26 protein-coding genes are annotated in these 24,856 nt (G+C 64.8%); 20 read left to right on the top strand and 6 right to left on the bottom strand.

Translation table 11 applies throughout. The features are described from left to right. Positions 1 to 210 precede the first annotated feature (210 nt). The 9 genes from PQQ53_RS23835 (at position 211) to PQQ53_RS23795 (ending at position 9,270) form a co-directional block, all read left to right on the top strand. Positions 211 to 1,263 (top strand): sugar ABC transporter substrate-binding protein, encoded by a 1,053-nt coding sequence (locus PQQ53_RS23835; protein WP_408141794.1) that lies wholly within the window; start codon positions 211 to 213, stop codon positions 1,261 to 1,263. Positions 1,264 to 1,295: 32 nt separating this feature from the next. Further along, positions 1,296 to 2,816 carry a sugar ABC transporter ATP-binding protein gene (locus tag PQQ53_RS23830; RefSeq protein ID WP_408326633.1) on the top strand — a complete coding sequence of 507 codons (1,521 nt, stop codon included), beginning with the start codon at positions 1,296 to 1,298 and terminating at the stop codon, positions 2,814 to 2,816. Then, the gene (locus PQQ53_RS23825; RefSeq protein WP_408141792.1) at positions 2,806 to 3,855 is read left to right on the top strand and encodes an ABC transporter permease; all 1,050 of its coding nucleotides are present in this window, start codon (positions 2,806 to 2,808) and stop codon (positions 3,853 to 3,855) included. Before PQQ53_RS23830 ends, PQQ53_RS23825 begins: the two co-directional genes overlap by 11 nt. A 37-nt stretch (positions 3,856 to 3,892) precedes the next feature. After that, positions 3,893 to 4,219, top strand: coding sequence for a UxaA family hydrolase (locus PQQ53_RS23820; protein ID WP_408326630.1), 327 nt, complete (start codon positions 3,893 to 3,895; stop codon positions 4,217 to 4,219). Positions 4,220 to 4,261: 42 nt separating this feature from the next. Then, complete coding sequence (locus PQQ53_RS23815; protein WP_408326628.1) at positions 4,262 to 5,572, top strand: UxaA family hydrolase; 1,311 nt, start codon at positions 4,262 to 4,264, stop codon at positions 5,570 to 5,572. Between the two features lie 99 nt (positions 5,573 to 5,671). Continuing rightward, positions 5,672 to 6,712 (top strand): aldo/keto reductase, encoded by a 1,041-nt coding sequence (locus PQQ53_RS23810; RefSeq protein WP_408326625.1) that lies wholly within the window; start codon positions 5,672 to 5,674, stop codon positions 6,710 to 6,712. A gap of 7 nt (positions 6,713 to 6,719) precedes the next feature. After that, the gene (locus PQQ53_RS23805; protein WP_408141788.1) at positions 6,720 to 7,550 is read left to right on the top strand and encodes an amidohydrolase family protein; all 831 of its coding nucleotides are present in this window, start codon (positions 6,720 to 6,722) and stop codon (positions 7,548 to 7,550) included. Between the two features lie 74 nt (positions 7,551 to 7,624). After that, on the top strand, positions 7,625 to 8,368 hold the full coding sequence (locus tag PQQ53_RS23800; RefSeq protein ID WP_408141787.1) for an SDR family oxidoreductase: 744 nt from the start codon (positions 7,625 to 7,627) through the stop codon (positions 8,366 to 8,368). Positions 8,369 to 8,421: 53 nt separating this feature from the next. Further along, on the top strand, positions 8,422 to 9,270 hold the full coding sequence (locus tag PQQ53_RS23795) for an ureidoglycolate lyase (protein WP_408326622.1): 849 nt from the start codon (positions 8,422 to 8,424) through the stop codon (positions 9,268 to 9,270). Positions 9,271 to 9,366: 96 nt separating this feature from the next. On the opposite strand, the gene PQQ53_RS23790 is transcribed toward PQQ53_RS23795, so the two are convergent. Then, complete coding sequence (locus tag PQQ53_RS23790) at positions 9,367 to 10,719, bottom strand: pyridoxal phosphate-dependent decarboxylase family protein (RefSeq protein ID WP_408326619.1); 1,353 nt, start codon at positions 10,717 to 10,719, stop codon at positions 9,367 to 9,369. Positions 10,720 to 10,937: 218 nt separating this feature from the next. Next, positions 10,938 to 11,372, bottom strand: a complete 435-nt coding sequence (locus tag PQQ53_RS23785) for a PaaI family thioesterase (RefSeq protein WP_121320099.1) — start codon at positions 11,370 to 11,372, stop codon at positions 10,938 to 10,940. A gap of 267 nt (positions 11,373 to 11,639) precedes the next feature. Between PQQ53_RS23785 and PQQ53_RS23780 the strand changes: the two genes are divergently transcribed. After that, positions 11,640 to 13,262: a methyl-accepting chemotaxis protein gene (locus PQQ53_RS23780; protein ID WP_408141784.1), complete on the top strand. Its 1,623-nt coding sequence runs from the start codon at positions 11,640 to 11,642 to the stop codon at positions 13,260 to 13,262. 112 nt (positions 13,263 to 13,374) lie between these two features. Here the strand turns inward: PQQ53_RS23780 and PQQ53_RS23775 are convergent, their stop codons facing one another. Beyond that, positions 13,375 to 13,578, bottom strand: coding sequence for a cold-shock protein (locus PQQ53_RS23775; RefSeq protein WP_102632542.1), 204 nt, complete (start codon positions 13,576 to 13,578; stop codon positions 13,375 to 13,377). A gap of 220 nt (positions 13,579 to 13,798) precedes the next feature. On the opposite strand from PQQ53_RS23775, the gene PQQ53_RS23770 reads away from it, so the two are divergent. Continuing rightward, entirely contained in the window at positions 13,799 to 14,074 is a 276-nt protein-coding gene (locus PQQ53_RS23770) for a hypothetical protein (RefSeq protein WP_408141783.1), read from the top strand. Positions 14,075 to 14,204: 130 nt separating this feature from the next. On the opposite strand, the gene PQQ53_RS23765 is transcribed toward PQQ53_RS23770, so the two are convergent. Together PQQ53_RS23765 and PQQ53_RS23760 are read right to left on the bottom strand one after the other, a co-directional pair. Continuing rightward, entirely contained in the window at positions 14,205 to 14,528 is a 324-nt protein-coding gene (locus PQQ53_RS23765; RefSeq protein WP_408326615.1) for an HNH endonuclease, read from the bottom strand. Positions 14,529 to 14,583: 55 nt separating this feature from the next. Then, positions 14,584 to 15,693, bottom strand: a complete 1,110-nt coding sequence (locus PQQ53_RS23760) for an AGE family epimerase/isomerase (RefSeq protein ID WP_408326707.1) — start codon at positions 15,691 to 15,693, stop codon at positions 14,584 to 14,586. A gap of 274 nt (positions 15,694 to 15,967) precedes the next feature. On the opposite strand from PQQ53_RS23760, the gene PQQ53_RS23755 reads away from it, so the two are divergent. The 8 genes from PQQ53_RS23755 to PQQ53_RS23720 all read left to right on the top strand — a co-directional run bounded on the left by PQQ53_RS23755 (position 15,968) and on the right by PQQ53_RS23720 (position 22,363). Then, positions 15,968 to 16,654 carry an MgtC/SapB family protein gene (locus PQQ53_RS23755; protein ID WP_408141781.1) on the top strand — a complete coding sequence of 229 codons (687 nt, stop codon included), beginning with the start codon at positions 15,968 to 15,970 and terminating at the stop codon, positions 16,652 to 16,654. 134 nt (positions 16,655 to 16,788) lie between these two features. Continuing rightward, positions 16,789 to 18,150 (top strand): hypothetical protein, encoded by a 1,362-nt coding sequence (locus PQQ53_RS23750; protein WP_408326613.1) that lies wholly within the window; start codon positions 16,789 to 16,791, stop codon positions 18,148 to 18,150. Between the two features lie 256 nt (positions 18,151 to 18,406). Next, positions 18,407 to 18,715 (top strand): hypothetical protein, encoded by a 309-nt coding sequence (locus tag PQQ53_RS23745; RefSeq protein WP_408326610.1) that lies wholly within the window; start codon positions 18,407 to 18,409, stop codon positions 18,713 to 18,715. 194 nt (positions 18,716 to 18,909) lie between these two features. Beyond that, positions 18,910 to 19,068, top strand: a complete 159-nt coding sequence (locus tag PQQ53_RS23740) for a hypothetical protein (RefSeq protein WP_167335652.1) — start codon at positions 18,910 to 18,912, stop codon at positions 19,066 to 19,068. Positions 19,069 to 19,484: 416 nt separating this feature from the next. Continuing rightward, on the top strand, positions 19,485 to 19,784 hold the full coding sequence (locus PQQ53_RS23735) for a hypothetical protein (RefSeq protein WP_408141778.1): 300 nt from the start codon (positions 19,485 to 19,487) through the stop codon (positions 19,782 to 19,784). A 105-nt stretch (positions 19,785 to 19,889) separates the two neighbouring features. After that, a complete protein-coding gene (locus tag PQQ53_RS23730) occupies positions 19,890 to 20,843 on the top strand; it encodes a 3-hydroxyacyl-CoA dehydrogenase family protein (protein ID WP_408141777.1) in 954 nt (317 codons plus the stop codon). A 253-nt stretch (positions 20,844 to 21,096) separates the two neighbouring features. Next, positions 21,097 to 21,708 (top strand): flavin reductase family protein, encoded by a 612-nt coding sequence (locus PQQ53_RS23725; RefSeq protein WP_408326608.1) that lies wholly within the window; start codon positions 21,097 to 21,099, stop codon positions 21,706 to 21,708. 220 nt (positions 21,709 to 21,928) lie between these two features. Then, on the top strand, positions 21,929 to 22,363 hold the full coding sequence (locus PQQ53_RS23720; RefSeq protein ID WP_168668791.1) for a cupin domain-containing protein: 435 nt from the start codon (positions 21,929 to 21,931) through the stop codon (positions 22,361 to 22,363). A gap of 108 nt (positions 22,364 to 22,471) precedes the next feature. Here the strand turns inward: PQQ53_RS23720 and PQQ53_RS23715 are convergent, their stop codons facing one another. Next, the gene (locus tag PQQ53_RS23715; RefSeq protein WP_408326605.1) at positions 22,472 to 23,959 is read right to left on the bottom strand and encodes a polyhydroxyalkanoate depolymerase; all 1,488 of its coding nucleotides are present in this window, start codon (positions 23,957 to 23,959) and stop codon (positions 22,472 to 22,474) included. Positions 23,960 to 24,176: 217 nt separating this feature from the next. Here PQQ53_RS23715 and PQQ53_RS23710 point away from each other — a divergent pair, with 217 nt between their 5' ends. Then, positions 24,177 to 24,830 (top strand): glutathione S-transferase family protein, encoded by a 654-nt coding sequence (locus tag PQQ53_RS23710; protein WP_408141774.1) that lies wholly within the window; start codon positions 24,177 to 24,179, stop codon positions 24,828 to 24,830. The last annotated feature ends 26 nt before the right edge of the window (positions 24,831 to 24,856 follow it).

Raw genomic sequence — 24,856 nt, 5'->3', positions numbered from 1 at the left:
AGCAAGGCGGCGCGTGTCCAGGGAAAGTACGGAGCCCGATCCAGCGTAGATTCCTTGACTTCGAAAAGTCCGTATATGAATAATACGTTCATTGGTGAATGAGCGCACGCCAATACCCGATAAGACATCCGATAAGAAAGCGCAGGACGAAGTGCCGGCATCCATGACCGGTTCACGCAGTTCAACAAACGCATCGTAGGAGACAACCCCATGTCCACGTCCGTTCAGAGGCCGCTCGCGGCCCGTCGTCTGTTCCGCCGTTCACTTTTCACGCTCGCCGCGGCCGCATGCGCCGCCGGTATCGCCGCGAGCGGCGCCGCGCAAGCCGCCGACGCGGGCAAGATCGGCCTCGGCCTGCCGCTGCTCACATCGCCGTTCTGGCAGTCGTACAACAACTATCTGCCCAAGTACGCGAAGGAGATGAGCCTCGACATCCTCGCGCCGGTCAATTCGAACGGCGATCCGGCCCAGCAGATCACCGACATGAACAACCTGCTGAACCTCGGTTCGAAGGGCATCGTGGTTGGGCCGCTGGATTCGGCGGCGATCAGCCGCGCGCTCGACGCCGCCGCCGCTCGCAACGTGCCGGTGGTCGCCGTGGACGTCGCGCCGACGCAGGGCAAGGTCGCGATGGTCGTGCGCGCCGACAATCACGCGTACGGCGAGAAGGCGTGCAAATACATCGGCGAACACGTGAAGTCGGGCAAGGTCGTGCAGATCATGGGCGACCTCGCGTCGGTCAACGGGCGCGACCGCTCGGAAGCGTTCCGCGCGTGTCTGAAGGGTTATCCGGCCTTGTCGCTGCTGGAAATTCCGGCGGCCTGGAAGGGCGACGTCGCGGCCACCGCGCTCGACAGTCTGCTGACCGCCAATCCCGACGTGAAGGCGATCTACATGCAGGCGGGCGGCGTTTATCTGTCGCCGACGCTGCAAACCTTGCGGCGCAAGCAGATGCTGTTTCCCGCAGGCGATGCGAAGCACGTCGTGATCGTGAGTAACGACGGCATTCCGCAGGAATTCGAAGCGATTCGTCGTGGCGATATCGATGCGACCATCTCGCAGCCCGCCGATTCGTACGCGAAATACGGCCTGTTCTACATCAAGGCCGCGTTGGCGGGGCAAACTTTCAAGCCGGGCCCGACCGATCACGGCAGCAACATCATCCAGCTCGCGCCGGGTGTGCTCGAAGATCAGTTGCCCGCGCCGCTCGTGACGAAGTCGAATGTCGACGACAAGGCGTTGTGGGGCAATACGGTCAAATGAGCGGTCAAATGAGCGGCCAAATGAGCGGCCAAATGAGCGCACCGACGCCATCCGTGCCGGTCGTCGAAGCGTTTGAAGTCACCAAACGCTTCGGCTCGACGGCCGCGCTGAAAGACGTGAGCATCCGCGTGATGCCCGGCGAGTCGCATGCGCTCGTCGGGCGCAACGGCGCGGGCAAGTCGACGCTGGTGTCGATCCTCACCGGCCTGCGCAAGCCCGACACCGGCGAGGTGCGGTTCGGCGGCGCGAGTGCGCCGTCGATCGCGGATCGCGACGCGTGGCGCGAGCGCGTCGCGTGCGTCTATCAGCATTCGACGATCATTCGCGATCTGAGCGTCGCGGAAAATCTGTTCATCAATCGCCAGCCGGTGCGCGGCGGCATGATCGATTGGCAGGCGATGCGCCGCGACGCGCGCGAGCTGCTCGATCATTGGAAGATCGACGTGCGTGAAGACGCGCGCGCGGGCGACCTGAGCGTGGAAGCGCGGCAGTTGGTTGAGATTGCGCGGGCGCTGTCGTATGGCGCGCGCTTCATCATCCTCGATGAACCGACCGCGCAACTCGACGGCGACGAGATCAAGCGCCTGTTCAGGCGCATCAGCGAGTTGCAGCGCGAAGGCGTAACCTTCCTCTTCATCTCGCATCATCTTCAGGAGGTCTACGAGATTTGCCAGGCGGTGACGGTGTTGCGCGATGCGCGCCATATCGTCAGCGCGCCGGTGTCCGCGTTGCCGCGCGAGCAGCTGATCGAAGCGATGACCGGCGAACGCGGCGGGCTGAACGTCGCCGACGCCGCGGCGCGCGCCGCGTTGCCCGCCGATACGGCGATCGCGCTGCGCGTCGACGAACTGGCCGGCTCCGATTACGAGGGCGTGTCGTTCACCGTCAAGCGCGGCGAAGTGGTCGGCCTGACCGGCGCGACGAGCAGCGGCCGCACGAGCGTCGCCGAAGCGATCGCCGGTTTGCGCACAGTCAAAGGCGGCACGGTCAGCGTCGACGGCAAGGCATTGCCGCCCGGCGACGTGCCTGCCGCGTTGGCGCACGGCATCGGCTGCGTGCCGAAGGACCGGCATCACGAAGGCCTCGTGCTCACGCAATCGATCGCGGAAAACGCATCGATGACAATCGCGCGCGTGCTCGGCAAGTTCGGCATCGCGCCGCCCGCGAAGAAGCACGCGTTCGGCCAGAAGATGATCGACGCGCTCGGCATCGTCGCGCAAGGTCCGGACCATGTCGTGTCGGGACTGTCGGGCGGCAATCAGCAAAAGGTGGTGATGGCGCGCGCGCTCGCCACCGACCCCAACGTGCTCGTATTGATCGACCCCACTGCGGGCGTCGACGTGAAATCGAAAGAAGCGTTGCTCTCCGTCGTGGATCGCGTGCGCGAAGAGGGCAAGGCCGTGCTGGTCGTGTCCGGCGAGCTCGACGATCTGCGTACCTGTGACCGTGTGCTGGTCATGTTCCGTGGCCGTGTCGCGGCCGAATTTCCCGCGGGTTGGCAGGATCACGACCTGATCGCATCCGTTGAAGGAGTCAGTCTCCATGAAGAATAGTGTGCCCAGCCCCGCCTTCGCCACGGCGCAAGCGCCGGCGCAGTCCGCCGCGGCGGGCTCGCGCGGCAAACGCGCGCGCTCCGAACTCGCGCGCCTGCGCGAACTGGCGTTGCTGCCCGCGCTCGCGTTGCTGATCGTGATCGGCGCGTTCGTCAGCCCGAGCTTTCTCACGAAGGCGAATCTGATCAGCGTGCTCGGCGCGTCGGCGGCGCTCGCGCTCGTCGTGCTTGCGGAATCGCTGATCGTGCTGACCGGCAAGTTCGATCTGTCGCTCGAATCGACCGTCGGCATCGCGCCCGCCGTGGGCGCGATGCTGGTGATGCCGGCGGCGTCCGCGGGCTTCGGCACGCAATGGCCGACGGCGGTCGGTCTCGTCGCGATTGTCGCGGTGGGCGCGGTGATCGGTTTGATCAACGGCTTTCTGGTGGTGCGCTTGCGGCTGAACGCGTTCATCGTCACGCTGGCCATGCTGATCGTGCTGCGCGGCATGCTGGTCGGCGCGACCAAGGGCGGCACGCTGTTCGACATGCCGCCGTCGTTCTTCACGCTTGCCACCACCATCGTGTTCGGCTTGCCGTTGTCGGTGTGGCTCGCGGCGGCGGCGTTCGCGATTGCAGCGTTCGTATTGCGCTATCACCGCCTTGGCCGCGCGTTGTACGCGATCGGCGGCAATCCGGAAGCGGCGCGCGCGGCGGGGATTCGCGTCGAGCGCATCACGTGGGGCGTGTTCGTGCTGGGCAGCATTCTGGCGTCGCTCGGCGGCTTGATCGTAACCGGCTATGTCGGCGCGATCAACGCGAACCAGGGCAACGGCATGATCTTCACGGTGTTCGCGGCGGCGGTGATCGGCGGTATTTCGCTCGACGGCGGCAAGGGCACGATGCTCGGCGCGCTCTCCGGCGTGCTGCTGCTCGGCGTCGTTCAGAACCTGCTGACGCTTGCCCAGGTGCCGTCGTTCTGGATTCAGGCGATCTATGGCGCCATCATTCTCGGCTCGCTGATGGTGGCGCGCCTTGCCAGCGGCGAAGGCCAGAACTAATGCGCACGCTTCGTACGCACGCACCCGGAGATCTCACTTGACCAGCCGTCCATTGCCAACCGATCCGCGCCTGATCCTCCTCAGTCCCGCCGACAACTGCCTGATCGCCGCGGCGCGGCTCGACGCGGGCACGCAGGTCGACATCGAAGGCGAGCGCGTTACGCTGACCCGCACCATCGATCTCGGCCACAAGGTCGCGCGCCATGAGCTAGCGAAAGACGACAAGGTGCTGCGCTATGGCGCAGTGATCGGCCACGTGACCGAAACGGTGGCACGCGGCGCGCATCTGCACACGCACAACCTCGAAAGCGACTACTTGCCGACCTATACGCACAACGCGGGTCACGAGTTCGTCCATCACTGACACGCATACCATCACGCGGCCTGTTGTGCCGCTGGAACCATCATGACTGACATCTCCTTAGCAAGCGCCGCGCAGCAACCGATGCTGCAAGGCTATCTGCGCAGCGACGGCCGCAAGGGCATCCGCAACGTGGTCGCGGTGGCGTATCTGGTCGAGTGCGCGCATCACGTCGCGCGCGAGATCGTCACGCAGTTTCGCGAGCCGCTCGACGCGTTCGACGATCCGTCGGCCGAACGCGAGCCGCCCGTGCATCTGATCGGCTTTCCCGGCTGCTATCCGAACGGGTACGCGGAAAAGATGCTGGAGCGGCTCACCACGCATCCGAACGTGGGCGCGGTGCTGTTCGTGTCGCTCGGTTGCGAGAGCATGAACAAGCATTATCTGGTGGACGTGGTGCGCGCGAGCGGCCGTCCCGTCGAAGTCCTGACGATCCAGGAAAAGGGCGGCACGCGCAGCACGATTCAATACGGCGTCGACTGGATTCGCGGCACACGCGCGCAACTCGCCGCGCAACAAAAGGTGCCGATGGCGCTCAGCGAACTGGTGATCGGCACGATTTGCGGCGGCTCGGATGGCACGAGCGGCATCACCGCGAACCCGGCGGTGGGCCGCGCGTTCGATCATCTGATCGACGCGGGCGCGGCCTGCATCTTCGAGGAAACCGGCGAACTGGTGGGCTGCGAGTTCCACATGAAGACGCGCGCGGCGCGGCCGGAACTCGGCGATGAAATCGTCGAGTGCGTCGCGAAGGCGGCGCGCTATTACTCGATACTCGGACACGGCAGCTTTGCGGTCGGCAACGCGGACGGCGGTCTCACCACGCAGGAAGAGAAATCGCTCGGCGCGTATGCGAAAAGCGGCGCGTCGCCGATTGTCGGCATCATCAAACCCGGCGACATTCCGCCGACAGGCGGCCTTTATCTGCTCGACGTGGTGCCGGACGGCGAGCCGCGTTTCGGCTTTCCGAACATCAGCGACAACGCGGAGATCGGCGAGCTGATCGCGTGCGGCGCGCATGTGATTCTGTTCACGACCGGGCGCGGCTCGGTGGTCGGCTCGGCGATCTCGCCGGTTATCAAGGTGTGCGCGAATCCGGCGACCTATCGCAATCTTTCCGGCGACATGGACGTGGATGCGGGCCGGATTCTCGAAGGGCGCGGCACGCTCGATGAAGTCGGCCGCGAAGTGTTCGAGCAAACGGTCGCGGTGGCGCGTGGTGCGGCGTCGAAATCGGAAATGCTCGGGCATCAGGAATTCATTCTGGTTTACAAGACATTCGAGCCGGTTGGGCCTGCCTGCTTGCCATCGAGTGGGCCGCCGGTGCAACGGGTCGTCGCGATCGAGCCGCATTGACACGCAGTGGGCAAACCCTGTCCGCGCATGGTAAAAATAGAAATTGACCGGAGTCAGTGCTGAAGCACTCGCTCCGGTCGACACAAGGAGACGCGCTCAATGACGGCAACGATCGCATCGAAGATCGGCCAGCGGCGCCGCATTGGCCGCGGCACATTGCAGGTGAGTGGTTTGGGTCTCGGCACGGCGCCGCTCGGCGGCCTGTACCGCGATCTGTCGGATGAGGAGGCCCACGCGACCATCACCGCCGCGTGGGACGCCGGCGTGCGCTACTTCGACACTGCGCCGCATTACGGCAACACCAAAGCCGAGCATCGCTTGGGCGACGCGTTGCGCCGTTATCCGCGCGGCGACTACGTGCTGTCGACCAAAGTGGGCCGCCGCTTCGTGCCGCGCACCTCGCCCTTCGACGACCGCGAGGGCTGGCAAAACCCGTTGCCCTTCGAAGCGATCTACGACTACACGCACGACGGCATCATGCGTTCGTTCGAAGACAGCCAGCAGCGCATGGGCATCGTCGAGATCGACATTCTGCTCGTGCATGACATCGGCCGCATCACGCACGGCGACCAGCATCCCCATTATTGGCGGCAACTGACCGAAGGCGGCGGTTTCCGCGCGCTGGACCGGTTGCGCTCGACCGGCGCGATCAAGGCGGTCGGGCTCGGCGTCAACGAAGGCGCGGTCATCCTCGACGCGATGGCCGAGTTCGATATCGATTGCGCGTTGCTTGCGGGCCGTTATACGCTCCTCGAACAGACCACGCTCGACGACCTGCTGCCCGCCTGTGAAGCGCGCGGTGTCAGCATCCTGTTAGGCGGCGCGTTCAACTCGGGCATTCTGGCGCGCGGCGTCGCGGGCGATCTGAAATTCAACTACGGCGACGCGCCGCCCGAAGTGATCGAGCGCGTCGCGCGGCTGGAGGCGGTGTGCCGCGCGTATGGCGTGCCGCTTGCCGCCGCCGCGTTGCAGTTCCCGTATGCGCATCCGGCGGTCGCCACCGTGCTGACCGGCGCGCGCAGTGCCGACGAATTGCGCGAGAACGTCGCGTCGTTCGGGCTGCCGATCCCCGCAGGCCTGTGGTCCGCGCTGCGCGACGAAGGCTTGCTCGACGCGCGCGCACCCGCGCCAGAGGATTGACTCGACGATGTTGATCGACGCCCACCAGCACTACTGGGACCCCGCGCGGGGCGACTACGAGTGGCTCACGCCGGAGCTGAAAATTCTGTACCGGCCGTTCGGCCCGGCGGATCTCACGCCCTTGCGCGAGCGGGCGGGTATCGAGCGGACGGTGGTGGTGCAGGCCGCGCCGACCATCGACGAAACGCGCTACCTGCTGGACCTCGCGCGCAACGAGCCGTCGATCGCGGGCGTGGTCGGCTGGGTGCCGTTGCTGCTGCCGAATGCGCCTGCGTTGATCGAAGCACTCGCGCGCGAGCCCAAGTTCAAGGGTGTGCGGCCGATGCTGCAGGACCTGCCCGACCACGGCTGGATCGCGAACCCCGATCTCGCGCCGGCGATCGAAGCGCTGATCGCGCACGACCTCGCGTTCGACGCGCTGATCTACGCGCGTCACGTCGAATACATCGAAATTTTCGCGAAGCGTTTTCCGACGCTGCGCATCGTCGTCGATCACGGCGCGAAGCCGCCGATCCGGTATCGCCAGGCGGGCTTCCAGGTGTGGAAGGACGCGATCACGCGGCTTGCAAGCCTGCCGCAAGTTCATTGCAAACTCTCGGGTCTCGCGACCGAAGCGTCGCCCGGCTGGACCGAGGACACGCTGCGGCCTTACGTCGACCATCTGCTCGCGTCGTTCGGCCCGGCGCGTGTGATGTGGGGCAGCGACTGGCCGGTGCTCGATCTGAACGGCGACTATCTGCTCTGGCATTCGGTCGCGACCACCTTGCTCGCGTCGTTGAGCGACGCCGAGCGTGCAGCGGTGTTCGGCGAGAACGCCGCCGCGTTTTACCGGCTTTGATTTCTGGAAGCGTAGACAGGACAACCAGCAGGACACAAGCAGCCTATAAGCAGCCCATTCACACGGAGTCGTAGATGACACAAAGACTGGCCGGCAAAACGGCCCTGATCACCGCGGCAGGACAAGGCATTGGTCTCGCCACCGCGGAACTCTTCGCACGCGAAGGCGCGCGCGTGATCGCCACGGACATCCGCATCGACGGACTGGCGGGCAAGCCGGTCGAGGCGCGTCAGCTCGACGTGCTCGACGCCGCGGCGATCAAGGCGCTGGCCGCCGAGGTCGGCCCAATCGACGTGCTGTTCAACTGCGCGGGCTTCGTGCACGCCGGCTCGATTCTCGAATGCAGCGAAGAGGATTGGGACTTCGCGTTCGACCTGAACGCGAAGGCGATGTACCGTATGATCCGCGCATTTTTGCCGGGCATGCTGGAGAAAGGCGGCGGCTCGATCATCAACATGTCGTCGGCGGCGTCGAGCGTGAAGGGCGTGCCGAACCGCTTTGCCTATGGCGCGTCGAAGGCCGCGGTGATCGGACTGACCAAGGCCGTTGCCGCCGATTTCGTCACGCGTGGTGTACGCTGTAACGCGATCTGCCCGGGCACGGTGTCTTCGCCGTCGCTCGAACAGCGGATCGCGGCGCAGGCTCAGGCGCAAGGGACGACGGTGGACGCCGTGCAAGCGGCGTTCGTCGCGCGTCAGCCGATGGGCCGCGTCGGCAAGCCCGACGAGATCGCGGCGTTGGCGCTGTATCTCGCGTCCGACGAGTCGTCATTTACGACGGGTCAGGCGCATGTGATCGACGGCGGCTGGTCGAACTGACGCGCACTGATTGACGAACCGAATATCACTGAACGTAAAAGGGAAGTACCACGATGAAACTGCTTCGTTATGGGCCGAAAGGCCAGGAAAAGCCGGGCCTGCTCGATGCGCAAGGCAAGATTCGCGATCTGTCCAAGGTGATCGGCGATCTCGACGGCGCCGCGTTGACCGATGAAGGTCTCGCCAAGCTGCGCGCGCTCGACCCGGCTTCGCTGCCGGTGGTCGAAGGCAATCCGCGCCTCGGGCCTTGTGTCGCGCGAATCGGCAAGTTCATCTGCATCGGGCTGAATTACGCGGACCACGCCGCCGAATCGAATCTGCCGGTGCCGGCCGAACCGGTCATCTTCAACAAGTGGACGAGCGCGATTTGCGGCCCGAACGACGACGTCGAGATTCCGCGCGGCTCGAAGAAGACCGACTGGGAAGTCGAACTGGGCGTGGTGATCGGCAAGCCGGCAAAATATGTCGACGAAGCCAACGCGCTCGACCATGTTGCCGGCTACTGCGTGATCAACGACGTGTCGGAACGCGAATGGCAGATCGAACGCGGCGGCACGTGGGACAAGGGCAAGGGCTTCGACACGTTCGGCCCGATCGGCCCGTGGGTCGTCACGCGCGATGAAGTCGCCGATCCGCAGAACCTGAACTTGTGGCTCGAAGTGGACGGCCACCGTTACCAGAACGGCAGCACGAAGACGATGGTGTTCGGCGTCGCGAAGCTGGTGTCGTACGTGTCGCAGTGCATGAGCCTGCAGCCGGGCGACGTGATCTCGACCGGCACGCCCCCGGGCGTCGGCATGGGCGTGAAGCCGAATCCTGTGTTCCTGAAGCCGGGTCAGACGATCCGCCTGGGTATCGAAGGTCTCGGCGAGCAGACGCAGAAGACTTACGCTGCGGAGTGATTCGCGCGCCTGGTTTAACTGCGTTGCCAATGTGAAGGGCCGTTCCCGCGTGAGGCGGGAACGGCCTTTTTGCTTGCGTCGTTCGTGCCGCCGCGATCAGGCGCGCTGCGCCGCGAGCAGCCGCGCCAGCAACTCGACCAAGCGGTCGATGTGCTCGTCTTGCGTGCGCCACGACGACACGCTGATACGAAACGCGGGCCGTCCTTGCCAGAGCGTGCCGCCGAACCACGTTTCGCCGGATGCCTGGGCCGCTTCACGAATCGCGACCGTCTCTTCGTCGGTCTTTGCCCGCACCAGCACCTGATTCAGCACGACGCGATTCAGCACGTCGAAACCCGCGGCACGCAAGCCGTCGGCGATGCGCGACGCTTGCGCGCAATGCCGATCGACCATCTGCTGCACGCCGCTGCGCCCGAGCGAACGCAGCGCCGCCCAGATGGGTATGCCACGCGGACGGCGCGAGAACTCCAAGGTCAGATTCTTCTGCGCGTCGTGCGCGCCGCTCAGGTAGACCGCGTCGCTGTTCATCGCCGAGGACATCGCCTGCGCATCGCGGCAGATCGCCATCGCGCCGTCATAAGGCGTGTTGAGCCATTTGTGGCCGTCCGTGGTCCAGCTATCGGCGCCGTCGATGCCCTCCGTCAGCGCCCGCTGTGACGACGCGCGCGCCCACAAGCCGAACGCGCCATCCACGTGGACCCATGCGCCTGCCGCTTTGGCACGCGGTATCAGGTCGGCGAACGGGTCGAATTCGCCGGTGTTCACTTCGCCCGCCTGCACGCAGAAGATCGTCATATCGTCGAGCGGCGGCAGTCGGGCGGGATCGATGCGGCCATGCTCATCGACCGGTGCGGCGATCATGCGCTTCATGCCAAAGCCGAGCACGCGCAACGCCTTCTTCACCGTGATATGCGCCATCTCGGAGATGACGACGCGCACCGGCGGCGCGCCGTTGAGCCCATCGTTATCGAAATCCCAACCCTTGCGCGCGAGCAGCGCACGCCGCGCGGCCGCAATGCAAACGAGCGTGCATGCCGTCGCGCTGGTGCCGAAGCCGATCGCCGCTTCGCGCGGCAGATCGAGCGCGTCGAGCACCCAGCGCGCCGCGATCTTCTCGATCGTGGCGGCGGCCGGCGAGTTGTCGAAGGTCGAGGCGCATTGGTCCCACGCGCCCATCAGGCGCTCGGCCGCCGCGGCCGCCGGCAGCACCGCGCCGATCACGAAGCCGTAATAACGCGGATCGTTCGACGCCACCGTGGCCGGCGACCCGCTTTCGTCGAGCAGGCGCAGCACGTCGGCGGGCGCGTGGCCGTGCAGGGGCAACGCTTCGTCGAAGGCGGCGAGCTGCGCGAGCGCGGCCGCGTCCGGAAACACGCGGCGCTTGCCGATGCCCGCGAGATAAGCGTGTGCGCGCCGGTCCGCGTCGGCGGCGAGAGCGAATTCGTCCATAGGGTTCCTAAAAAGGGTGACAGAGGGGTGTCGCGCAAGTCTGCGGATCGAGCGTTCGTTCAGAGATGGGGGCGAGGGTGCGGCGGGGCTTTCGCAACTCGGCGTCATTGCGCTTGTAATAGGTGAATTGGCCGGTTCGATGCGCGCGCACGAATCCCGCATCAGCGAGGATGCGCGATCGCGCGAGACCCGTTCCGCGCCGAAACAATCCCGTCAGATTATCCCGCCGGTTCGTGTTCGCCGTTTTCACCGATCCGGTTGACCGTGCCTTGCGCGACGGCGACGAGCTTTTCGCGGTTGCCGTCCATCACGTACACGTTGCATTGGCAGGTGGCCTGATGCCGGCCCGCATAGACGACCTTCGCGCGCGCGACCAACGTGCCGTTCACTACCGGGCGCAGATAGTTGATCTTGTATTCGCCGGTCACGACTTTCGGCCCGAGCGACAGCGCGCCGGCGAACGTCAGCGCATTGTCGGCGAGATAGCTGATGACCCCGCCGTGCACGAAGCCATGCTGCTGCCGCAACTCATCGCGGATCGGCAAACTCAGGGTGAGTTCGCTGGTGCCCGTATGCATCAGCTCGGCGCCTAGCAACATGCTGAACGGCTGGGCATGCAGTGCGCCGCGCGCCCGGTCGAGGAGGTCGGTCATCGTGATTCCTTCGGGCGAGGCCCGTGGTGGCATCTGCACTGGCCTGCGTCGTGCAGTCCCTACCCACTCTAGGAAGCGTGAATGCACCGCGTCAAGGTGATTCGGAAAAATGTGCGGCGTATTGTTGTGGGAAACAGCCGCAATCATGACGTTGGCCGATGAAAAGGGGTTGTAAGCCGATTTTTAATGAAATTGGCCTCAAGCTGAACGCGACCCTGCCGTTAACCCTGACGTAGCTCCCGTTATTCTTTGCCCTCAGGATTCACGATGTTCAGCAAGATCAAGGTCGCCTCCGGCCTGTTATGTGTTCTGGCCGCGTTCTGCGTATTCCAGCTCGTCACGGTGGGGCTGGGTTTCTGGTCGCTCACCCGTACTCATGACGACGTCGGCGATCTGTCGAACATCGCATTGAAGCAGGTGGACGCGGTCAACGAGACGACCCAGCGCCTGATGGACGCCCGCATCAACCTGTCGCGCGCCGGCACGCGCATGGTGCGCGGCGGCGCGGAGCCGACCGACATCGTGCAGCACGCGCGCGAGCAGCTCACGGCAGCCGACCAGTCGTTCGGCGCGTTCATGAGTGCGCAGAAGACCAGCGACGAAAACAGCGCCCGCGCCACGGCGCTCGCCGAGCGCTACAAGAAGCTGCACGACGCCCTCGCCGAACTCGTGCAGTTTCTCGACTCGAACAACATTCAGGCCTTCCTCGATCAGCCGACCCAGTCGTTCCAGGATGCCTATCTCGCCGAGTCACACAACTTCGTGCAATTCGGCGAGGCGGCGAGCCGCGCATCGCTCGATTCGATCGACGCCCGCATGGCGACGTTTCGCGTCGTCAGCATCGTGATCCTGGTATTGCTGGTGGCGGGCACCTTCGCGGTCTATGCGGGGCTGCGCCGGGGCGTGGTGGCGCCGCTGGAGGAAGCGGGCCAGCACTTCGAGCGCATCGCGCAAGGGCGCCTCGACCAGCCGATCGCCGCGCGCGGCACCAACGAAATCGGCCGGCTGTTCTCGGGCCTCGCAAAAATGCAGGCGAGCGTGGCGCGCACGGTGCAGACCGTGCGCGAATCCGCCGACTCGATCTACCTCGGCGCCGACGAAATCGCCACCGGCAACGCCGATCTGTCGGCACGCACCGAAAACCAGGCGGCTTCGCTCGAGGAGACCGCGTCGAGCATGGAGGAACTGACGGCCACGGTGCGCCAGAACGCGGATCACGCGCGCGAGGCCAATGCGCTCGCCGAGACTGCGCTCGAAGCGACGTCGCGAGGCAGCGAAGTGGTCAACGAGGTGGTCGACAAGATGCGCGGCATCGCGCAAAGCTCGGACAAGATTGCCGAGATCATTTCGGTGATCGACGGCATTGCGTTCCAGACCAATATCCTCGCGCTGAACGCGGCCGTCGAGGCGGCGCGCGCGGGCGAGCAGGGCCGTGGCTTCGCGGTGGTGGCGGGCGAGGTGCGCGGTCTCGCGCAGCGCAGCGCGCAGTCGGCGAAAGAGATCAAGACTTTGATCAGCGAATCAGTCGCGGAGATTCAGGGCGGTTCGGCGCTGGTCGAGCATGCCGGCGAGGCCATGAGCAACGTGTCGGCGTCGATTTCGCGCGTCACGCAGATGATGGCGGAAATCAGCGCGTCGTCGCTCGAACAGAGCACGGGCATCGAGCAGGTGAATCAGGCGGTGGTGCAGATGGACGAGATGACGCAGCAGAACGCGGCGCTCGTCGAACAGGCCGCGGCGGCGGCGGCATCCTTGCATCAACAGACGCAGCAATTGAAACAGGCTGTATCCGTGTTCGAAATTTCTGAAACTGTGTTGCGCACGCAACAGCTCGATGGGATGCGCGGGCCGGTTCCAGAATTCGGGCTATTCGGAATGCGCGCGATTTAAACCACGCAGGCGCTCAAAAAGAAGGCATGGCAGCAAAGAAAATGGCCCGCGAACGCGGGCCATTTTGCATCAGACGCAAGCGCCTAAGGGTGCCTCAAGTACCTGAAGGTACTTAGGCCGGCTGGATGTTTGCAGCCTGCTTGCCCTTCGGGCCTTGCTTAACTTCGAACGACACCTTCTGGTTTTCCTGCAGGGACTTGAAGCCGCTGCCTTGAACTTCCGAAAAGTGTGCGAACAGGTCTTCGCCGCCGTCGTCCGGCGTGATGAAGCCAAAGCCCTTTGCATCGTTAAACCACTTCACAGTACCTGTTGCCATTTTTGATCCAGTAAATGTTGTGTGTTGCATTCGCGACCCGCTTTTTCTCAACACGAGATCGAGCGCGAAGTGAGAGTTGTATCACGTCTTTATGACGGACGCCAATCAACCCGTATTCGGGTATTCCCCCGCATCGGCCTTTTTGAGGCTCCGGAAAGCATTTGGAAGGGTGTTCCGCCCGGTAGGGTAAACTGCGTGTATTACTCTTCCAGGAAAAACATTGACACATTATTTGCAGGAAGAACTTACGTCGTTCTGGAGTCGTTTGACCCCCTATCTCGCGATATTGGAGTCTAAATCTCCTCAAGAGGGCGCCTTGGACCCGGTCGGCCGAATCACCGTCGATACCGAAGACCGCCAGGCTTTTGCCCTTCACATCACCGATCAGAAGCCGCACGGCGACACGTCGGATATTCCCACCGGCCACAGCGCAACTTATATGCGTATTAAATCTTCCGGCGCCGATTGGGGACCTTGGCAACGCGAAGAATATTGATCGACCGGGTGGTCGGCCCTAGCGTCGGCCCCCGTTTGTGAGTTCGCAGCCGGCGCTCAGCCGGCTTCGCGATGGGGCGCGCTTCATCCGCATTTCACCCCGTTTCACGCGCTCTTTGCCGCTCAGGCCCTCAGCCTTTCCTCGCGCTGCGGCGGCTTCGCTCGTAGAAATCATTTGGCTTGGTACGAACCCAGCGCACGAAGTTGCGCACCGCTTCGTCGGTAAGCAGTGCATTGACGGTCGAAAAGCGCTGCGCCAGTTCGGTCTCCGAAAACAGCGCGTGGAGCTGCCGATGGCAGATGCGGTGCAACGCGGCCACTTCCTTGCCGCCCTTCGTTTTCGGCTCCCAATGATGCAGGTCGCGCTGGCTCGGCGGGATCGGCCGGCCACAAAGCGGGCAGATTTCCTCCGCCGGCGGCGCGTGATACCAGGGTTCGGCGAGTTTCCTGGCCATGGCCGCGAGACAGGTAGTGGACGGGCTCGCGCCGCGCGGCGGTTGGCCGCCGCGCTCAGGCCGGCAAGCCGGCGTAAGCAGTGGCGAGGTGATAGGGCGTGGTGGACGGCATGTCGGCGCGCACCACGTCGCCGGCCGGCGTCTTGCACTCGGACCAGCCTCGCGGATGTAGAAAGCGTTGCTCGAACAGTTCGATTTGCCGTGGCAGCGCGGCGAGCGCAGCTGGATCATCCTGGCAAGCCAGCGCGCGCAGATATTCCGTTTGCGCCCAGATTCGCTGGGTGGCGTCCTTGATCGCGCCGGTTTCGTCGAGCGATGCACACACGCCGCCCGTGGCCGGGTCCACGCCGTGCTGCTGCGCGAAGGCGAACGCGCGCGTGAGCGCTTCGTCGAGGCCGGTCCCTGCGAACTGCGCGCCCGCCTGCCGAACCAGCCAGAACCATTCGAACTGGTGGCCCGGTTCGAGACGGTTATCGCTCGCGCCGATCGGCAATTCGGCGACGCAGCCGGTCGGCTCATGGACGAAGTGATGCGCCACCGCGCCGGCCAGACGGCGCAAGGCGGCGCCGAAGACGTTGTCGCGCGTGGCTTCGCAGGCGGCCAGCCAGGCTTCGGTCAGGTGCATCAGCGGATTCTGGATCGGCGTACCGGTGACGCTGTCGAAGTCCGCGCTCAGCGTGGCGTTGAACAGATCGCCGTCGGCGGCGAATTGCGACTGGATCAGCGCCGACGTGCTGTGCACGAGCGCCAGTGCGTCGCGATTGCCCGAACGCCGCCCGTATTCCGCACACGCGAACACGACGAACGCATGCGTGTACAGATCTTTGGCGGTGTCGAGCGGCGCGCCGTGCGCGTCCACGCTGTAGAACCATCCGCCGTGGACCGTGTCCTGAAAGGTATGCCTCAACGAGTCGAACAGCACCTGGGCATGCTCCGCGTCGCCGGCTTGCGAGAATACGAACAGCTGCCGCGCGCAAGCCATCGCCCGATAGCGTTCGGCGGGCAGGGGCGCGTGATCCTCGGCGCTGAGGGATTCGTAGGGCAGCTTGAGCGCGGTGTTGAATCCCGGTCCGCGCCACATGGGCAGCACGACGCTCGTGAAGTGATCGCGCAGTGCGGTGGCGAGGACGATCGTCGAGGCGGCGGGAGGGTTCATGCTTGGTATGGTCAGGTTGGTCAAGCGGGGGATGCCGGAGCGTCCACGGAGCTGGTCCGGTCTGAGCGGCGGCGCGGTGGCCGCTCCGGTCGGCGGCGAGTGCGGATGCTACCCGGTTTGCACGCCGACGGCGCAGCATTGCCTCGGCAATCACGCGCCATTCCGCCGACGCAAAATCGACGCAACCCGCACGCGGCTTAGCATAAAGCAAACGGGTCGCGCTGAACACGCCGCCACGGGTGCGAAAACCGCTTCGAATAATTTCTGATAAGGAGAAAAAACAATGCTGGGGAATCTCGAACTCATCTCCCGCCTGGTGCTGGCCGCGGCGCTCGGCAGCGTGATCGGCTTTGAGCGGGAGCGGCTCTCGTGGGCGGCGGGCCTGCGCACGCATATGCTGGTCTGCGTCGGCTCGGCGCTGATCATGATCGTGTCGGCGTATGGTTTCGCCGAGGTGCTGACCGGCGATCACGTCGTGCTCGATCCGTCGCGGATGGCCGCGCAGGTGGTCTCGGGCATCGGCTTTCTCGGCGCGGGTTCGATCCTGCTGCGCGGCGAGATCGTGCGCGGACTGACCACGGCGGCGAGCCTCTGGTCGGTCGCGGCGATCGGCCTTGCGGTCGGCGGCGGACTGTACACGGCGTCGATCGCGGCGACCATCATCATTCTGATCATCCTCGCCGGCATCAAGCCGCTCGAGCGCCGCTTCATCACGGTCAAGCAACGGCGCCAGCTGACGATGATCGTCGAGCGCGGCGCGATGACGTTTCACTCGCTGCACGACGAACTCGGCGCGGCGAGCCCGCGCGTCAAGCAATTCGTGATGCAGCAAAGCGACGAGACGCCCGAGTGCGACGAGGTGATGATCACGCTCCATCGCGTGTCGAATACGGAATATGAAGCGATCTGCGCGCGCTTGCGTCAACTGCATGGCGTCAGGCAGTTCCGGCAGGACGAGGCGTCATCCTGAAATGGCGAAAATCGTCGGAGAATGGCTTCGGCGGGGGCGGGCGGCCATGCGACAATGCGGGCTCGAAAAATTCCAGTGGCATTGACGAGCGGTGCTCGGCGCCCGCTTTACGGCGACGACCGCTCTTTTTCTCTATGGCAGATTCCGTAGCAACCAGGCAGTCCCGGCCTCAGCGCGCCGCTTCGAAAAAGCGGCGTCAGGCCACCGTCTCGACCGAAACCGAAAACAAACTGGCGCGCGCCGCGCGCTCGGCACAACGCCTCGCGCAACTGAGCGGCGCGTCCCGCGACGACAGCACGCTCGACCTGTTCCCCGACGATCCCACCCGCGCGACGCTGGAAGCGATGAATATCGACATCCGGCAAGGCACGCTGGATGGCTTCGAACTACCCGATGTCGTGCTGGCGGCGGTGGGCGCGATCGACGCCGGCGATGGCGTGTTGCTGGACGCGAAGGCTGCGCGCCGCGCGCCTCGCGCCGCGAGGACGGACGAGCCGGTGCCGGTCAACGCGCAATTGAGCGGACTCGAAATCGAGCCGTCGACGCCGGCGGCTTTGCCCGTCGGCGAAAAAACGGCTCCGGCGGACGCGAAACCCGCGGCGCAAGCGAGCGCCGATGAGAAACCGGCCGTGGCGGGGCGCGATCTGGCGATGCCGTTCACGTCCGCGATGGCGGCTGCGACCGTCGCGCGCAGCGTGACCGCGCTGCGCCAGGCGGAAGAACCGCGCACGGCGGGTGACCCGGCGGCCGCGTCGAAGTCGGGCGGCAGCAAGCCGCCGCAGCGCTTCGCTGCGACTTTCGCGAAAGCAGCGACGGCTTCGCGGGATGCGGCCGTGGCTGACGTTGACGCTGTGAGCAAGGGCGGGGATGGTGTAACGGTGGGAGTGGGCGAGGCGTTTGCTAGATCCGCCGAATCGGCTGAGCCTGCCGGGCCCGATGTGGAGGTGAAGCCGTCGGCCAACACGGCGGCGTCCGCAGCGGACGCCGCCGCCGCGTTCGCCGCGCCGTGGCGGGAGGCGCAGCGGGCGGAAGCGGCGGCAGCCGCGCTGCGCGCCGCGCCGGAACTCGATCGCGCACGGGCAACCGCCTTTGCCGATACCGTCGACGCGCTCTACGGCGTGATTGCCGATCAGCGCCGCGCCGCGACCGATCATTCGCGCCGCATGAAATGGATGCTGTCGATCGTGGTGGGCGCGTTGCTGGCGACGGTTGCAATCGGCATCACGCAAACATTGCTTCTGATGCGCCTGACGCGCGAAACGACCGCTCAGCAGCACCGCATCGAACAGATGATGCAGAACCAGCAGGCGGCCATGGCCAGCTTGCTCGATTCGCACATTGCGGTGGCCAACGCGGCGGCGGCCAATGCTGCTTCGGCGGCGGTTGCGACGCCAGCCGCCGCGCCTCAGCAAGCCGGCGGCGCGACGACGGCTCATGGCAAGCACACCGCGCGAACCCTGCATGGGTATAGGACCAGGGCTGTTAGCCCGGGCTGAATATCAGTCACCGCCGCTGCCGCCGAAGCCGATAGCCGATAGCCGATAGCCGATAGCCGGCAGCGGCGGCAGCGGCGGCCAGTTTCCACGCCAGCGCCTCGAATCTACCGCCGCGCCAATCTCATCCCGTCAGATAGGCGCGGTAAGGCACCCAGTCCCCGCCGCCCCGTCGCGGCTCCCCCTCTGCGTTTTACACTCTCCTCGCTGTTGCGAAGCCGGACCGGGCACGCCAGCGCATCTTCTGACGGGAGCCAACATGCCGACTAGCGAGCACAAATATTCAATCGAGGAGCTGTTGGCCGCACTGTTGCGCGATCAGGGCATCCACGAGGGCCACTGGGCGTTGAACGTCGAATTTACGGCGACGGGAGCGTCCGTCAAACCGCAGGACAATCCCGCGCGGACGCTGCCGGGCCTGATCGTGTCATTGAACAGCGCGACCCTGCTGCGCGCGGACCACTCGGCGGCCGGCGCAGTCGACGCTGCCATCGCCAATCCGCGCAAAGACGCGCTGCGCGCGAAACCGGTGCGAAGCCGCAAGGCGGCCTCGACAACTCTGCAGTAGTAGTCAAATGCCTTCGACCTGGACTTCCAAAAAGAGGGACGTTGTCATGATGCAACGCACCATGGCGTAAATCACCCGCGACATCCCACCACACCAAATATTTGCTGCATTGCACTAGCTTTTCCCTAGGGAAAACCCTATACTTCTTCTTAAGGGAAAACCCTAGCAAATGCAGTAACCAACCGGGAGTCGCCATGAGCTTCATTTTTGCACTGTTCCAAAAGGTCAGCGACCTCTTTGCGTCGCCCCACCTGCCGATGGATTCGGATTACTCGTACGAAGCGCGTAGCCGCGAATCGGAGCGTATGCGCCGCGCGCAAGCTACGTTGTTCGGCGTCAAGCTGACCGACTAAAAAGTCCAGCTCACCGTCCTGAGCGCGGAGCACCGCGCAAGGACGCGCACTTCGGGTGCGCATCGCCGTATTGAAGCCACTGTTCGCGAAACGCGTACCGTGGCTTCTTGTTTTTCGGGCGATTCGGACCGCCTATCCCTTGCCGAATATTTCTCCGACGAAATGAATGTAACGGCGGCTGACATCCAGCCGACGCTTCCCGCGCCTTGCCCGCGACGCCCGCCCCTGTGGACCGGGCGAGAGCGCGGAACGACGGCGCCGTCATCCGGCCCCATCTCTGAAATGCCCGCTTACAAGTGCTCACGTCTTCAGGCGGTTTGCGTCGCTAAAGTTGCTCTCAAGCGTACGGCGTCGGGTTCGATCCTTCGAACGAGCACCGGCGCTGGCTTGAAACAAAACTTTGATGGGAGGTCACTATGAAAACCTTTAACAAGACATCGCGTTCGATCATTGCAACCCTGCTGGCAGGCGGCGCGTTGCTCGCAGCCGGCAGCGCCTTCGCTCAGGATCGCGTCATCGTCGAGAATGGCTACGGCCCGGCGGTGTATGGTCAGCCGCACATGATGCCGGTGGGTGTGTCGATCGACATCGGCTGGCATGGCGACCGTTACTACGACGGCCACCGCTACTGGGATCACGACGAGTGGATGCACAATCACCCGCACGACCGCGATCCGCGCCATCACGACGACCATCGTCCGCCGCATCACGGTTAATGCATGACGGCGCCGCGCCTCGCGGCGTGCTGTCCACAAAACCGGTCCTTCCTCGCGGAAGACCGGCTTTGTCACGTTCGGCCTTGCAAACGGGCGCGCTGCGCTATGCTTGAACGCTTTTATCGACGGCAGCAGGAGAGCGGCGTGGACAAGGCAACAATTGGCGTAGTGGGCACGGGGTTGATGGGCGTCGGCATTGCGACGCAAAGCGCGCTGCACGGACACCGGACGATCGTCCACGACGTCGACCCTGCGCGGCTAGCCAGCGTCGCGCCGAAAGCGGAAGCGGTGCTGGACGAACTGATCGACGCCGGGCGGATCGACGCGGCGGCCAAGCGCGCGGCGCTCGCGCGCATCGAAACCCATGCGCAACTCGACGTGATGGCGTCGGCGCAATTCGTGATCGAGGCGATTCCCGAGGTGCTCGAACTGAAGCATCGCCTGTATGCGGCGCTGACCGAACTGCTGGCCGATGACGCGATTCTCGCGAGCAACACCAGCGGCTTTCCGCCCGATCAACTGATCGCGCCGTTGCGTGCGAAAGAGCGCTTTCTGATCGCGCATTTCTGGAACCCGCCGCACATGATTCCGCTCGTCGAAGTTGTGCCGGGCACGGCGACGGCGCCGGAAGTCACGCAACACACCGCTGCGCTGATGAGCGCGATCGGCATGGAGCCGGTGGTGCTGGCGAAGGCGATTCCGGGTTTCGTCGGCAACCGCCTGCAGTTTGCGGTGCTGCGCGAGGCGTTGAACATCGTGCGCTCCGGCGCGGCGACGCCGGATGTGGTCGACCGGGTCATGAAGGCGTCGCTGGGACGTCGTTGGGGGATCGTCGGACCGCTCGAAGGCGCGGACATGGGTGGGCTCGACACCTTCCTCGACATCTCCTCGCATCTGATGCCGGAGCTTGCCAAAGACGAGGACGTGCTGGACCTGCTGCGTCAGCAGGTCGATGCGGGGCGTGTCGGCGTGCGCAGCGGCGCCGGTTTCCATGAGTGGGACGACGAGCGTCTGGCGCGGGTCAAGGAAGGACGCAAGCGCGTGATCAGCCGCGGTTGATGCGGGCTTGGTGCAGGCGCACGAACGGAGTGAACACAAACGAGCGCGGCCGAACGCGCGCGCCGCGCCGCGCGTTGCAACGACATTGCTGCCGCGTTTGCACCATGCTCCTGGCACCTCGTGACAGCCTTGCCGCAGCATCGAAGAAAGCAGCAGCGCCTCCCGCTCCATGCCACAAGACGCCCGCAGCGACTCTCGCCACTCTGCGGTATAACTAGTCACTTCGCGTCACCCGCCAACTCACCACCACGTCATGTCCCACTACTTCTACGACCCCGCTGCCGGCCACGGCCTGCCGCACGACCCGTTCAAGGCCATCGTCGCTCCGCGTCTGATCGGTTGGATTTCTTCGCGCGATACCGACGGCACGTTGAACCTCGCGCCCTATAGCTTCTTCGGCGCGTTCGCCACTTTCCCGCCGATCATCGGCTTTAGCAGCGAGGGCCGTAAAGACAGCGTCAACAACATCGAGGTCACCGGCGAATTCGTCTGGAATCTTGCGACGCGGCCGCTCGCCGAACAGATGAACCGTTCGTCGGCGCCGGTCGCGCCGCACGTCGACGAATTCGAACTCGCCGGCCTGACGCCCGCGCCCGGCCGCAATGTCGCCGTGCCGCACGTCGCCGAATCGCCGGCCGCGCTCGAATGCAAGCTGCTGCAAGTGGTGCGTCTGCATACGCTCGACGGCAAGCCGATGGACAACTATCTGTCGCTCGGCCAGGTGGTCGGCGTGCATATCAACGAGGCGTATCTGAAAGACGGCCTGTTCGACACTCAGGCCGCGCAGCCGATCATGCGCGCGGGCTATCGCGCCGACTATGCGCAAATCGGCGAGATGTTTCAGATGTTCCGCCCAACCGCCTGAGCGACGACCCCGGCGATTGAAGTACGCCACGCCGTGCCGCGCAACGCGGCGCGGCATCTGAAGCATTTGAAGTAACGCGCGCCATCGCGTGCCGCCGCAGAACCCGGCCAGCGCCAGGCCAGCGCCAGCGCCAGCGCCAGAAAACTGGCCTGCTTGATGCTTGCAATCGACGCTCCAACGCGTCGTTTCAACTGCCGGCTCACTCTCATGGAGCGCGATCATGTCCACCGAATTCGCCACGCAATTCAGCCATGTCCGTCCGCAAGACACGTCCTACGTGGATCAGGGCTTACGCGACTTCTTTCTCTACCGCGATCTGGGCATCGCGCAGGCGACCGGCGGCAAGGTGCTCGCGCAACTCGTCAAGGCGAATCACGCACCAGAGCAAGGCACCGGCTGGCACCGTCATGAGGCCGACTTCCACATTGTGATCATGTTGAAGGGCTGGGCGCGCTTCATGTACGGCGACAAGGAAACACTGGTCGCCGCCGGCGATTGCGTGCACCAGGCACCTGGCATCGTCCACTATCTGTTCGATTACTCGGAAGACATGGAGTACATCGAGATCGTGTCGCCTGCCGATTTCAAATCGATCGAAGTCGAAGGGCCGTGCGAAGTGCCGGCGGTGAAGCCGTGGAAGAGCGTTGCGGTTTGATGGAAATGGGAGCGGCGCTGGCGGCGGGGTAACCGTCAGCGCTGCCAACACCATGCGCATACGCCGCACCGCGACGTACCGCGCAGCAGACAGGCCCAGCCACCCCCACTAACTCGCCGATGGCCGTCTGCGGGGCGCTCGCGCCGCAGACGGTTTTGCTGGCGCACCAGCAACGGCGGTTGAACCGCCGCTGCCGTCGGCATTCGCGCCGGAGCCATTCACCCCGCCCGCCGCCAACTGCGCATCCGCTTCCACCGCGACCACCGCCGCGGCAACCGGCGCCGCCGCCGTCATCTCCGCTGCGGTCGCAGCGGGCATCGGCACAGGCTTGATCGTGCGCGCCCGCGAACTCACCAGCACCGCCCGCGGCTCGTTGTCGTAGATCACGGCCCGCACGCGCGGATAAATGTGCCGCTCCCAGCGGCGGCCGTTGAACACGCCGTAATGCCCGACACCGGTTTGCACATGATGCGTCTTCAGATATGGCCGCAGTTTGTCGCACATGTCCTGCGCGGCAAGCGTCTGCCCGACCGCGCAGATATCGTCTTTCTCGCCCTCGACCGTGAGCAACGCAGTCCGGCGGATCTTCGACGGGTCCACCAGCCGCCCTTCCACTTCGAGTGCATGCAACGGCAGCGCGTGCCGCTGAAAGACCGTGTCGACGGTTTCCAGATAGAAGTCGGCCGTCAGGTCCATCGTCGCGAAGTATTCTTCGTAGAACGTGTGAATCGCGTCGGCTTTCGCCGGATCGCCCTTCGCACGCTCGTAATACATGGTCTCGAACGAGTCGGCATGGCGGGCGAGGTTCATCGACATGAACGCGCTCAACTGCATGAAGCCCGGATACACGCGCCGATGCGCGCCCGCGAAACCGAACGGCACCGCGCTGATCAGATTCCGCTCGAACCACTCGATCGGTTTGCTCTTCGCCAGTTCGTTGACCCGCGTCGGATTGATGCGCGTATCGAGCGGCCCGGCCATCAGTGTCATGCTGGCCGGCTGGTCGGGATGATCGTCGGCGGCCATTAGCGCGACCGCCGCGAGCGCGGCGACGGTCGGCTGGCACACCGCCAGCAGATGCGAGCCGGGCCCGATCTTCTCCGTGAAGTCGATCACGTGCTGGACGAATTCGTTGAAGCCGAAGCGGCCCTGGCTCAGCGGCACGTCGCGCGGGTTGTGCCAGTCGGTGATGTAGACGTCGTGGTCGGCCAGCATGGTGCGCACGGTGCCGCGCAGCAGCGTCGCAAAGTGGCCGGACATTGGCGCGAGGATCAGCACGCGCGGCTGCGGCGCAGACAGCGTGGTGTCCTTACGGAAATGCAACAGCGAACAGAACGGCGTGTGCGCGGCGATTTCTTCGACGACGGCCACCTGCCTGCCTTCCGTCACCACGCTGTCGATGCCGAACGGCGGCCGCACGGGCGTGAGTCCGGCGAGCGTCAACAGCTCGCAGGCCGCGCGCAATGAGCGGCCGTGCGACGTGTCGCCGAACGCGGGCCACGCGTCGAGCGAATGATTCATCAGTGCCGCGCCGTGCCGTATGGGCAGCATCATGTCGGCGCCGGCCTGGAATGCGGAGTATGCGAACAGGTTCATAACCTTCGCACGAGTGCAGGAAAGGAAGGAGCCCGAATAGAGGCAAGTCATGTGCCATGCTGGCCGTTGGGGCCGGGACGCGGTTCTCGCGTTGGCATGGCATTTGCGCGAGTCGATGGAACGGGCCGGAAGTGCCGCGCTTTGGTGCGTGCGCGCACGGCGGCGTGCATGCCTGAGCTCAGGCGTCGGCCGGGCGCGTCATCTGGAGGAGAAACGTATGGCGAATACCACGCTCACAATCAGCAGCAAGAATTATTCGTCGTGGTCCTTGCGCGGCTGGCTGTTGACGAAGTTCAGCGGCTTGCCGTTCGACGAGATCGTGATGCCGATCGACGATCCTGCCGCGCGTGCCGAACTGCTGTTGTTGTCGCCGTCGATTCTGGTGCCGTGCCTCGTGCACGATGGCATCGAGATCTGGGACACGCTCGCGATCGCCGAATATCTGAACGAAGTGAAACCGCAAGCCGCGCTGCTGCCGAAGGACATTCGCGCGCGAGCGCACTGCCGCTCGATTTGCGGCGAGATGCATTCGGGTTTCGCTTCGCTGCGCTCGGCGTTGCCGATGAACCTCAAGGCGCATTTTCCGGGCTTCAAGGTGTGGGCGCGCGCGCAGTCGGATATCGATCGGATCGTAACGATCTGGGGCGAGTGCCTGAAGCAGTACGGCGGTCCGTTTCTGTTCGGCGAGCGCACCGCGGCGGATGCGATGTACGCGCCGGTGGTGATGCGTTTCGTGACTTACGACGTGAAGCTCGATCCGGAAATCGTCGAATACGGACAGCGTGTCATTGCGCTGCCCGAAATGCAGCAGTGGATCGCCGACGCGCAGCAGGAAGTCGAAGAAATCGACGAACTGGACGTCGAGTTTTAAGCCGGCGTCGTAGTAGCGCGAACACG

The sequence above is a fragment of the Paraburkholderia strydomiana genome (genome assembly GCF_046030495.1).
GTDB classification, from domain to species: domain Bacteria; phylum Pseudomonadota; class Gammaproteobacteria; order Burkholderiales; family Burkholderiaceae; genus Paraburkholderia; species Paraburkholderia strydomiana_A.
Note: the sequence above shows the minus strand (reverse complement) of the source record. Positions and strands in the feature narration are given on the sequence as shown.